The organism is Neokomagataea tanensis, from assembly GCF_006542335.1.
In the GTDB taxonomy this organism is placed as follows: domain Bacteria; phylum Pseudomonadota; class Alphaproteobacteria; order Acetobacterales; family Acetobacteraceae; genus Gluconobacter; species Gluconobacter tanensis.
The window spans coordinates 568,602-580,721 of sequence record NZ_CP032485.1; the positions used below are offsets into that span (position 1 = coordinate 568,602).

General features: G+C 52.1%; 9 protein-coding genes and 1 pseudogene. 4 read left to right on the forward strand and 6 right to left on the reverse strand.

Annotated features, from left to right (window positions below):
• Positions 1–38 precede the first annotated feature (38 nt).
• On the forward strand, positions 39–1,526 hold the full coding sequence (locus D5366_RS02665) for a S10 family peptidase (RefSeq protein ID WP_141492188.1): 1,488 nt from the start codon (positions 39–41) through the stop codon (positions 1,524–1,526).
• 265 nt (positions 1,527–1,791) lie between these two features.
• A pseudogene (locus D5366_RS12155) lies at positions 1,792–1,938 on the forward strand (hypothetical protein); the annotation flags it as partial.
• Positions 1,939–2,028: 90 nt separating this feature from the next.
• Here the strand turns inward: D5366_RS12155 and D5366_RS12160 are convergent.
• On the reverse strand, positions 2,029–2,220 hold the full coding sequence (locus D5366_RS12160; protein WP_338036362.1) for a hypothetical protein: 192 nt from the start codon (positions 2,218–2,220) through the stop codon (positions 2,029–2,031).
• Between D5366_RS12160 and D5366_RS02670 the strand changes: the two genes are divergently transcribed.
• Entirely contained in the window at positions 2,140–3,795 is a 1,656-nt protein-coding gene (locus tag D5366_RS02670) for a histidine kinase dimerization/phosphoacceptor domain -containing protein (RefSeq protein WP_338036369.1), read from the forward strand. The two genes, D5366_RS12160 and D5366_RS02670, sit on opposite strands and share 81 nt — an antisense overlap.
• A 57-nt stretch (positions 3,796–3,852) precedes the next feature.
• On the opposite strand, the gene purF is transcribed toward D5366_RS02670, so the two are convergent.
• The 4 genes from purF to thiC form a co-directional block, all read right to left on the reverse strand.
• The gene (purF, locus tag D5366_RS02675) at positions 3,853–5,292 is read right to left on the reverse strand and encodes an amidophosphoribosyltransferase (RefSeq protein WP_141492190.1); all 1,440 of its coding nucleotides are present in this window, start codon (positions 5,290–5,292) and stop codon (positions 3,853–3,855) included.
• Between the two features lie 28 nt (positions 5,293–5,320).
• Entirely contained in the window at positions 5,321–5,881 is a 561-nt protein-coding gene (locus tag D5366_RS02680; RefSeq protein WP_170211032.1) for a CvpA family protein, read from the reverse strand.
• Positions 5,882–5,950: 69 nt separating this feature from the next.
• Positions 5,951–6,253, reverse strand: a complete 303-nt coding sequence (locus D5366_RS02685; protein WP_141492192.1) for a phosphoribosyl-ATP pyrophosphatase — start codon at positions 6,251–6,253, stop codon at positions 5,951–5,953.
• A gap of 69 nt (positions 6,254–6,322) precedes the next feature.
• Positions 6,323–8,173, reverse strand: a complete 1,851-nt coding sequence (thiC, locus tag D5366_RS02690) for a phosphomethylpyrimidine synthase ThiC (RefSeq protein ID WP_141493775.1) — start codon at positions 8,171–8,173, stop codon at positions 6,323–6,325.
• A gap of 436 nt (positions 8,174–8,609) precedes the next feature.
• Between thiC and D5366_RS02695 the strand changes: the two genes are divergently transcribed.
• Positions 8,610–10,736, forward strand: coding sequence for a TonB-dependent receptor (locus D5366_RS02695; protein ID WP_141492193.1), 2,127 nt, complete (start codon positions 8,610–8,612; stop codon positions 10,734–10,736).
• Positions 10,737–10,843: 107 nt separating this feature from the next.
• Here D5366_RS02695 and hemA read toward each other — a convergent pair whose 3' ends face one another.
• Positions 10,844–12,055, reverse strand: a complete 1,212-nt coding sequence (gene hemA / locus D5366_RS02700; RefSeq protein ID WP_141492194.1) for a 5-aminolevulinate synthase — start codon at positions 12,053–12,055, stop codon at positions 10,844–10,846.
• Positions 12,056–12,120: the final 65 nt, after the last annotated feature.

Sequence of the window (12,120 nt, forward strand, 5' to 3'; positions counted from 1 at the left end):
TATAACCTTTCAAATAACCATGTTAGGGCTAGCTTTTCATGCGGTTTTCTTTCCGGGCGGCACTCCTCTCCTGTGCTCTTTTCGGTGCAGCAACCATTTCCTCAGCCCACGCAGCAGACGCTGCCAAGCCAACCCCCGCTGCTGGCACAAATGACGACCACTTTACCGGCGTCGCGGCTTTGTTGCCCGCTGACAGCGTTACGAAACACCATTACGGCTCAATTGCTTACACGGCTCATGCTGGCACTCTAACCTTGCGGGATGCAAAGGGCGCCCCTTCAGCACGCGTGTTTTACGTTGCTTACACAAAAGACGGAGCAACGGCCGCCAAGCGGCCTGTCGCTTTCTTCTTCAACGGCGGACCGGGCGGCGGCACAGCTTATCTGCACCTCGGCGCCGCTGGCCCCGTTGCGCTGACTATGCCGAGCAAAGACCCGACTGACGGTGCACATGCCACATTGGGCGATAACCCTGATAGCTGGCTCCCCGGCACCGATATGGTTTTTATTGATGCCATTGGCACCGGCTACTCCCGCGCGACTGACCCAACCAAAGCTGCCGCCCAGTTTTACGGCGTTAAGCAGGATGCAAGCGCTTTTGCTAAAGTCATCCAACTCTGGATTGCTCAAAATAATCGTCAGGAATCCCCTCATTACCTCGTAGGGGAGAGCTATGGCGGTATCCGCGCCATTCAGGTCGCCAATGCGCTGCAAATGGAACAAAATACGCTGCTTGATGGCCTCGTGATGCTTTCACCAGCCATCGAAATGCCTCTGCTTGATACGGAAGATAACCCCCTTTCAGCAGCTCTCATGCTGCCTACCCTGATCTCCGCTCATCAAAGCCCCAATACGACACCTGAGAGCGCTGACGCCGCTTACCAATGGGCCATGAGCACGTATCTGACCAAGATTGCTGGCCGCCTGACGGACAAAGACAGCGCATTTTACCACGACGTCGCTGAGCGCACCGGCTTGCCGGAAAGCGTAATTACACGCCAGCACGGTGTGCCAGCTGTTGGCTCGCACGATGTGATGTCTATAGATGGCCGCCTGCATGGCTTGTATGATTACACCCAAACCATTGCCGACCCAGCCGCTGATGGGCTTGACGAAAGCCCAGATCCAACGCTGTTCGGCTTTGGGCGTGCCTACGGAAACGCGTTCTCGGGCTATGCTGCTAATGCATTGGGTTTCCATACACCCCTGACCTATGACCTCTTATCGTTATCCGTAAACGCAAGCTGGAAATGGAGCGAAGGTGGCCCGAGCCCGGTCCATCAAATTCCGGTTCTAAATCGCTTGCTCGCGCTGAACCCCTCAATGCGCATTTTCGTGGCAAACGGCTATTATGATCTTGCCTGCCCATTCGGTACTGCCCACTGGCTGAAAGATCACCTTACGGTTGGTTCTGAGCGCGTTTCACTGCACCTGTATCAAGGCGGTCATATGCTTTACCTCCGCCCAGAAAGTCGTCACGCCTTTGCCAGCGATGTTCAAAAATGGTTAGAAGCTGACACCCATTGAAATCATAGAATTTAAATATCGGCGCATACTCTTTTCTGAATGTAAAAAATACTCATTGCGCTATAGTGAGTGGTATTCATTTACCACTCACCTCCTTACTTTGGAAAAACGCACCCGTGGTTTCCTTGCATGTACCTCCACAAAGTAAGCATCAGGACTTCTCACCAGAAGCTCTGACGACATGCGATAAGGAGCCGATTCATCGTCCGGGGGGATCCAAAGCTACGGCCTGCTTCTTGTCGCTCACGCAGAAAATCTGAAAATCATCTCCGGTGCAGGCGAACTGGAAGACCGACTGTGCCCTGACTGGCTGGGCCGCTCTTTAAGCGAAATATTAGCCATACCAGAAGAAATTTTACGGCAAAAACAACCCTCTCCCCACAATGCCTGCATAAGAGAGATTAGTGGCCAAGCACTCTCTATTATTCTTCACTATATTACTGATTTCATCATTGCGGAACTCGAACCCCAGCCCATCCACCCCCTCGATACGTCCCAAATATTAGGGGATATCGACAGTATTGCTGAGCGCTTTGAGCGAGGCCCTAACGTTACAACTATTTGCCGACAGGGCGCCGATGCTTTCCGTAGAATTACTGGCTTTGACCGTGTTCTGGTTTTCCAATTTCTTGATAACGGAAATGGTCGCGTCGTAGCGGAAAGCCGTAATGACAACTTCCCTTCTCTGATACACCACCACTTCCCTGCAAGTGACATCCCAAAACAAGCACGCGCTCTCTATTTACAAAACCGCGTCCGCTCTATTCCCGATGCACGGACAGTCGCGGCCCCATTACGGCCCGCTTTGCCTGAGCTCGCTATGCTGGACCTGAGCTCGGTGCAGATGAGAGCGATATCGCCCGTTCACCTACAATATATGCTGAATATGGATGTGACAGCATCTGCATCGGTATCGCTTGTTATTGATGGGGTTTTGTGGGGGCTCCTTACCTGCCACCATAAAACCCCTCACTTACTAACCCGCGAGACACGCACAATCTGCCGCACATTTGCGGGCATTATGTCTCGCCAAATACACGCAAAAGAAGAACTAATCACTTACCAAGAACGACTGCGTTTAAAGAATATTCTCGATACAATTCCCTCCTACTTCATTATTTCCGAAACACTTGAAACAGCATTACGCATCAACTGCCTTCATTTTATGAAGCTCTTACCCTGCGATGGTTTTGCGGTCGTAAGTTCAGACGGCGTTTCCCGCCACGGTATGCTGCCACCTAATGCAGCATTACATGAAATCCAAATATGGCTCATGAAGCACAGCCCTGCGGGCCTCTACACACATGACCATTTGCAGGAAGTCTATCCGCCGGCGGCTGCGTGGCCAGATCAAATGGCAGGCCTAACCGCCATTACCTTACCATTCGCCCCCACCTTGACCCTGATCTGGAGCCGGGCGGAGGTCATTCAAACCATCGAGTGGGCCGGAAACCCGCACAAACTGACGGATACGACGGAAGGGGTCCTACAGCCCCGTCATTCCTTTGATACATGGCGGCAAACCGTAACGGGCCGAACCCTCCCATGGTCCAACGACCACATTCAAGCAGCAAGTAAGTTACGCCAACTGCTTCTAACCGAGCATCACAAGCGCATGCTCACCGCGCTAAACACGCGCTTGGAAGCAACCTTGCTGGAGCGCGAAGCACTGCTTGAAGAGAAAGATATTTTCATCCGTGAGGTCAATCACCGCGTCCAAAACTCGCTTCAGATGGTCTCAGCTTTTCTGCACTTGCAAAGCCGCTCAGCCCATTCAAAAGAGACAGCCTCCGCGTTGAATGAAGCCCAGAAGCGCGTCTCAGCAATTAACCTTGTTCACCGCCGTCTTTATCAAGACAAGCACCTCGGCGTCGTAGATCTTGGCCGCTATTTGGAAGAGTTGATCGAAGATGTCGTTACATCCTGCGGCCCTGAGTGGCGCAAGGAACTACAAGTATCCCTGACTTCCATCACCCTCGAAGTTGACCGGGCAATACATATCGGCCTTATCGTGACAGAACTGCTCATAAACGCCAGCAAATACGCTTATGGCGGCCAGGCAGGGCCACTGCACATCAGCCTAACCCAACGGGGCGAGAGATTAACATTACAGGTGGCAGATCAGGGGGAGAGCCTAGGCTCGCCTTCCAAAGGCGAAGGCTTTGGGCGTCGGATGATACGACACGTGGTAGGGACGCTTGGCGGAACAATGGAATATACTGATTTACAGCCCGGGCTGTCCGCCACGCTTAGCCTGCCAATACATTAACAAAAGACCGTATCAGCGCCGGGACTTATCCCAGCGCTAATACGGTGAGTAATCTGGTTAGTGAACCAGATTACCTTCCTTATCGACGAGCGAGATCGGGTAGTCACCAGTAAAGCAAGCGTCACAGTAACGCGTTGCACCTTCTGCCCGGCCATTATGGCCAAGCGCGCGATAGAGACCATCAAAGCTTACGAATGCCAAGCTCTCTACCCCAATGGCCTTAGCCATCTCTTCAACTGTATGAGTAGCAGCCATCAGCTTGCTCTCTTCGGGGGTATCAATACCGTAGAAGCAAGGATGCTTCGTTGGCGGGGACGTAATGCGCATATGCACTTCCGTTGCCCCAGCCGCACGCACCATGTCGACAATTTTGCGGGATGTTGTGCCACGGACAATCGAATCATCGACCAAAATCACGCGCTTTCCAGCAAGCACCGCACGATTGGCTGAGTGCTTCATCTTTACGCCAAGATTTCGGATCTGGTCTGTCGGCTCAATAAACGTCCGACCAACATAGTGATTGCGGATGATCCCAAGTTCAAAAGGTATATTGCTTTGAGCCGCATAACCTACAGCGGATGGAACGCCGGAATCAGGCACTGGCACCACCACGTCAGCTTCCACGCCACTTTCCAAAGCCAATTCTGCGCCAATCTTCTTCCGCGCTTCATATACTGGGACATGTTCCAGTACAGAGTCCGGCCGCGCGAAGTAGATGTGTTCAAACACGCAAAAACGTGCGCCTTGGTCACCGAACGGGTGCAGTGAACGGATGCCGGTTTCATCAATGACAACAACTTCGCCCGGCTCAATGTCTCGTACGTATTCAGCGCCGATGATGTCGAGAGCACATGTCTCGGAAGAGAGAACCCAGCCACCATTCCCGACCTCATGACCGGGCAGACGGCCCAGTACCAAAGGACGCACGCCCAGCGGATCACGCATCCCGATCAGGCCATCATTTGGTGTGAGGGTAATTAAGGAATAAGCCCCCTTCACCTGTTTTACAGCGTCAAGGAAACGATCCAGCACGTTGGAATATAGTGAGATCGCAATCAGATGAATAAACACTTCCGTGTCTGTCATAGATTGGAAGATACAACCGCGCTTCACCAACGCCTGTTTCAGCGTTGCTGAATTCGTCAGATTACCGTTATGCGCGACGGACAAGCCGCCAAACTCATAATCCGCATAAAGCGGCTGAACGTTGCGTACGTGTGTGCCGCCTGTCGTCGCATAACGGTTATGGCCAATCGCGACAGGGCCCGGCAACGATGCAATGACACGGCTGTCACCAAACACCTCACCAACTAGACCAAGGCCTTTATGCTGGTGGAAGCGCTCACCGTCATAGGAGACAATGCCGGCGGCCTCTTGGCCACGATGCTGTAGAGCGTGCAGACCCAGGGCAGTCAACGCCGCAGCGTCCGGAACGCCCCAAACACCAAACACGCCGCATTCTTCATAAGGGCGGTTGGAGGTTTCGTTCAGGTTCATCGCAGCGTAGCCTTTCCACTAGACGGTCTCACGGGGCGTCATGGCCGCTTGTTGCCGACGATGCAAGATGCGAACGCCAAGACGAGGGCAGATAGCCAACCAAACGCGTCTCTCCTGCAACAATATATGGCGCGGTGAGACTTCCTTGCATCAGATAGGACGTCATCGCACCAAAAGAAGCCCCCGCAATCAAACAAAATGCGACCACGACCAAATAACCGCGAAAAACCCCGTAAGCGAAGCCTAGCAAACGGTCCACACCGCTCAAGAGGCCCGTCCGTGCGAGCGCGGCAATTTTACGCCCGACCATAGCTAGGAAAAGCAGCGTCACCACAAAAACCAGCGTGCCGCTCAGAACCTGTAATAACCAGACGTCTTGGATGTAGGGTGCCAGATATGGCTCAAACATCATGTGCAGGCGATTCGTCACGACGATCGCCATAATCCATGAGAATAGACCCGATACCTCAGTCGCAAAGCCACGAAAGCTGCCCCAAATACCTGAAAGCAGCACCAAAATCAGTACGACATCATCGAAATGCGTCAATGTCTTGAGAGACGCCTGAGTTAAATCGCTAAAGCTTTGCATGATGCAGAGTAGCATACCCTAAATTTGCACTAGAGTCTTATTTTGTTCTCAAACGTGATCGGGCGTTGATCATGGTAACTTCGTTGAGCGGTAACGGCCATTTTTCGTTGGTCTTATACCCTGCTCACGCAGTTCTTCAGCGAGCTGCAACCGCGCCTCAAGCTCTTCCCACACATCTTGCGTGTCTATCGAACGTTTTTGCCAAATTTTTCCTAAATGGCGCAGCAGACTGGCGCTCTCACGCACAAGGCCCGCGCGGTTATTTTGCATGACCTGCACGACGCAATGCGCGGCACATCCACCAGCTTTAGTGGCTAAGCGATTGACACTCTTATCATAATTGAAAGGGGGATTTTGTTCTTTACGAGGCATCCCCCAGATAATGCGTAAGTTTGTTTAACTTACGCAAGACCTCGGTGCTAGAATGATAAATTATTTCTCTTATTTAACGACCTCTGGCTGGGGCACATATAGCTGCGCTCCGTGGTCTTGGAATGTTTCCCGCATTTTCTCCATACCTTCCTGACGTTCCGTCTCACGACGAATGTCATGACTGATCTTCATTGAACAAAATTTAGGGCCACACATTGAGCAGAAATGTGCCGTTTTATGTGCTTCTTTCGGAAGAGTTTCGTCATGGAAGCTTCGTGCCGTATCCGGGTCAAGCGCCAGATTGAACTGGTCTTCCCACCGGAACTCAAAGCGTGCCCGCGAAATTGCATCATCCCGTAATTGAGCCGCAGGATGACCTTTGGCCAAATCAGCAGCATGCGCAGCGATGCGATACGTAATTACGCCCGTTTTTACATCGGACCGATCAGGCAGGCCAAGATGCTCTTTCGGCGTGACATAGCACAGCATTGCTGTACCAAACCAACCGATCATTGCCGCACCAATACCAGAAGTAATGTGGTCATAGCCCGGCGCAATATCCGTCGTTAATGGGCCGAGCGTATAGAACGGCGCTTCGCCACATTCTGCCAATTGCTTTGTCATATTCACCTTGATCTTGTGCATAGGCACATGACCAGGCCCCTCAATCATGACTTGGCACCCCTTGGCCCAGGCAATCTTGGTTAGTTCACCCAGCGTTTCCAGTTCAGCAAATTGTGCGGCGTCATTCGCGTCTGCAATGGAACCCGGTCGCAATCCATCACCAAGCGAAAACGTAATATCGTACCGACGCATGATGTCGCAGATTTCTTCAAAATGCTCGTACAGAAAGCTCTCACGATGATGCGCCAAACACCACGACGCCATGATTGAACCACCGCGCGACACAATGCCCGTCGTACGCTTAGCCGTCAGCGGAATGTACTGTAAACGAACGCCCGCATGGATGGTGAAGTAATCAACGCCCTGCTCTGCCTGCTCAATCAGCGTATCACGGAAAACTTCCCATGTAAGTTTCTCCGGCACACCCCCGACTTTTTCGAGCGCCTGATACAGTGGCACAGTACCAATTGGCACTGGGGAGTTCCGCATGATCCAGTCACGAATATTATGAATATTCCGCCCTGTAGACAGGTCCATCACTGTGTCCCCGCCCCAACGTATGGCCCAGACGAGCTTTTCCACCTCTTCCGCTGCGGATGACGTTACGGCGGAGTTACCGATATTCGCATTCACCTTCACCAAGAAATTACGGCCAATAATCACCGGCTCAATTTCAGGGTGATTGATATTGGCCGGTATGACGGCCCGGCCACGCGCCACCTCATCGCGCACGAATTCCGGCGTGATGAAGGCAGGAATGTCTGCTCCAAAATCCTCACCATCGGCACGGCGTTCCTGAGCACCTGCGGCCATTTCTGCCCGGCACGCATTTTCACGATGCGCAATGTAAATCATCTCTTCAGTGACAATGCCTGCCCGCGCAAACTCGTATTGCGTGACGTATCGGGCATCATTTCCGTCAAAAACATCATGCTCGGCCGGGCATGACGGCACGGCCTGTGCCTCACTGACGTAACCATTATCTTCAGGCCGTACGCTCCGACGCGCCTCAACTTTTCGGAAGCCACGCTTGGCAATCCAAGGTGCACGCGGCTTGCTTAACCCTCTCGCTACATCGATTTCAACGTTTGTATCGGTATAAGGGCCAGACGTGTCATAAACGCGCACAGGCTCCTCATTTGCAGAAGGGTGCAGCGCAATCTCCCGGTATGGGACAACGATATCCTGATACCCCGGTGCGGAGGACCACTTTTTAACAGATCCCTCAATCGGGCCTGTTGTGACCTGTCCAACGGGGCGCTGCGCCTTTGCTGCATGCCCGCTCAAATTTTGCATATTGTCGCCCATATGTCCTCCTCACCCCAACGGGGGAAGACACGAAACGACAGACCTCACGAGTCCAAGCGCCCTGCATAACCATTCCCTCCGCCGGTCCTAACCGGATCAGGTTCCCCGGACGACACCATGGCGCCCGGCAGGGTCGTCACACCGCTCTTTGCCACAAACAAAGAACCAATGACCTCTCAGCTTCGTAGGTGAAGCTCCCCCTGGTGACTTTAGGATTCACGGCTTGGAGCTGCTTTGTCAATAAATCATTCAAATAACGAGGCCTCACATCGTCGTGTCTCAGATTCCACCCTGAAAATATGTGCTTTTTATACAACAATCCTCCAGCCAAAAACTTGACACATAAAATAACAATTTACTGAAAATGAGAATTATTATCATTAGCAAATCTGTAAAAATTTTTACAATTTAATGGAATAAAGACATGCTGGCCCTTCAAACGTCCTCTCACCCCAAAAAATACTTCTTGCTTTGCACAGCGCTAACCTTCGTCAGCGCTATGACGCTTCAATGCCTCACAAAACAAGCATTCGCTTCAGAAAACACAACAGCAACAACTAACAAACAAGACGCTAAACAAGCGCACAAAGCCGCAGCTGAAAAAAATGCTGCTAATGCAGCGGGCTCCACAGAGTCTATCGTTGTGATCGGGCAAAAGCTGGGCCGCTTGCAAAATACAAACAGCGCTATCACCGTTCTGAGAAAACTTGATTCCAGCGAATACCGTTCGCTTTACGATGTCGTAAACCGCGTACCCAACATGATCGGCAATGCGGCCGATATTCCAACCATTCGTGGTGTTACTGGCTCTGGCGCAGGCGGTGGTGTTTTCACGATTATGTCTGGTAGTCGCCCACGGACCGCCGTGATCATCGACGGCCTGCCAGAAACATATGCCGGGCAGCGCTACGCGGATTCCGGCACATGGGACATGGAGCAAGTCAGCGTACTACGTGGCCCGCAAGCAACGACACAAGGCCGTAATGCTATTGGTGGTGCCATCACCCTCTCGAGCAAGGCCCCAACGCAATTCTGGCAAGCCGCTATTCGCGGTGGTTACGAAAGTGCTGGAAGCAAAGGTACTTTTGCCGGAATGCTGTCAGGCCCAATTATTAAAGACGAGCTCGCATTCCGTATCACGGCCGACGGCGTGCGCGGCAACAGCTACATTCACTACCCCGGTACGAACTGGCCTTTCAATCCACGCGAAATTAGCCAAACCTCTGTCCGCGGTAAGCTCCTCTGGACACCAAAAGCCATTCCCAAACTCAGCGTGACGCTCATGGGATGGCACCGCGAGCAACAGGGCGAATATCTCTATACATCCACGGCGCCAGATTTGTTCAATTACCGCTTCGATAACACCAACATGAACACCCGGGTTACGGATTCTAGCGTTGACGAAGCCAGCCTTCGCGCCACCTACCAAATCTCAAACGCCCTCTCAAACCAGCTCACATATGGCCATGTCTGGTATGATGCGGTCTTCCGCCAATCCAACGCTTTAGGAAGCGCCAACACTCTGGCGCATTTTGCGCTCAAAGAACAAAATAATACCGTCGAAGATCGTTTTATCTATGCACCTGCAGCTTCACGTTTAAACGCTGTTGGCGGACTTTATTACTTCAATCGTGACCAAGACATTAAGTCTGACCTTGGCGTCAATGGCCCAGACAAAGAGCGCACCTACGCCGCTTATGTCGACGGCACTTTACATCTGGTTGCCGGGCTCAACCTTATTGCTGGCGCCCGCGTCGAACGTGAAGAGCAAAAACGTGACGTGGCACTGTCATGGGGCAAAGTGCAGAGCGATATTGGAACAACAATGTTCCTGCCAAAGGGTGGCCTGAGCTATACTTTCACCCCTGTTACCAGCGCCAGCTTTACAGTCCGCCGCGGCTATAACCCTGGTGGCGGTGCCATTGATTGGAACACTGGCTCTTATTATCAATACAATAAAGAAACAGTCACAACATACGAACTCGGGGGCCACACAGAACTGCTCGACCGAAAGTTAAACCTCAATACGAACTTGTTTTACAACGACTATCACTCCTATCAGGACCTTATAAACTATACCTTCGTAAATATTCCACGCGGACGTAGCCTTGGTCTTGAGGCAGAGGCTCTTTACAACTTCACAAAAAGCTTCCGCGTTTTTGGTGGGCTTGGGCTTCTGGCGACAAAAATTACACAGGCGCCAACACAGTATCAAAGCGTACAGGGCCAAAAATTCAGCAACGCTCCCTCTGCCACGCTGAACGTAGGCTTAGAGAAAACATTCAAAAACGGCCTCTTCTTGGGCGCGAACTTTAATCGCGTGGGAAGTTACGCCCCTCAAATTGCAAGCGGCCAAAGCGTTATCTCGGGCAATTACAATGTCTTGAACGCCAATATTGGCTATACGGCCCGCTACTACACCTTGAGATTCTACATTAAGAATCTGACCAACGAGCATATTTTGTACAGCGGTCAGAAGCTGTGGTCAGGTGTACAGGGGCAGGTTGGTCAGCCTCGTGCCTTCGGCTTCACGGTTGATGGCCATATCTAATATTTAATGCAGAATAAGGCATGTCTCTTTTTAGAGGGTGAAAGAGACATGCCTCATGTTTATGTAAGACAATCAGCTTCCGAAAAACGGAAGCTGTACTTGCTGTGTTACGCGGCTTTTGCGCGGCGAAGCTGATATTCCTGCCACAGAACATCTAACGCCTCGACCAACTCATCAATCATACCATCGTCGTGAAGCGGCCCCGGCGTGATACGCAAGCGCTCCGTACCACGCGGTACAGTGGGGTAGTTAATGGGCTGGATGTAGTGGCCAAACCGTTTAAGCAACGCATCGGACAATTCACGGCATAGCTGCGCCTCTCCTACCATTACCGGGACGATATGGCTGGGATTGCCAACATGCGGAATATTCTTGGCGTTCAAAGCTTCCCGTAAATGAGCAACGGCGCGCTGCTGGCCAGCCCTTTCTTCCGAGTGCTCACGCAGATAGCGAACACTTGCCAACGCGCCGGCCGCGATCATCGGCGGAAGCGCGGTTGAGAATATAAAACCAGAGCCAAAGGAGCGCACGAAGTCACAGAGCGGTGCTGAAGCGGCAATATAGCCGCCTACGACGCCGAAACCTTTACCGAGCGTCCCCTCAATAACCGTCAAACGATCAGAAAGTCCTAGCTTCTCGGCTATGCCGCCACCCTGCTCGCCGTACATGCCAACCGCATGCACTTCGTCCAAGTAAGTCATGGCACCGTAGCGATCGGCCAAATCACAGAATGCTTTGATAGGCGCTATGTCGCCGTCCATTGAGTACACAGACTCAAAAGCAATAATTTTAGGAACGTCAGCTGGCAGCGCCTTCAGGCGTCGCTCTAAATCTTCGACATCATTATGACGGAATATCTGCTTATCAGCACGGGAGTGGCGTATGCCCTCAATCATGGACGCATGGTTCAGCTCGTCAGAAAGTACCACGCAGCCCTTCAACCGCCCTGCAATTGTGCCCAGTGTTACCCAGTTTGAAAGATACCCTGAGTTAAAAAGCAGGGCTGCCTCTTTCCCGTGCAGAGCTGCCAATTCCTTTTCAAGCGCGACATGATAATGGTTGGTGCCTGAAATGTTGCGAGTGCCGCCCGCACCAGCACCTGTCTCATCAAGCGCTTTGTGCATTGCGTCCAGCACAACCTTATTCTGCCCCATGCCAAGGTAGTCATTGGAGCACCAAACGGTTACTTCACGGTCCAAACCATGGTGAAAAGCTTTAGGAAAACGCCCTGAACGACGCTCCAGCTCAGCAAAATAGCGGTAACTGCCATCCGCATGCAGTGCGTCAAGTGCTGTCTGGAATATCTGGTCATAGTTCATAGCGTTTTCTCCTGCACGGCTCTATGTAGGTTGCCCGCACGCAATGCCAAGTGCGTCGTGACAGA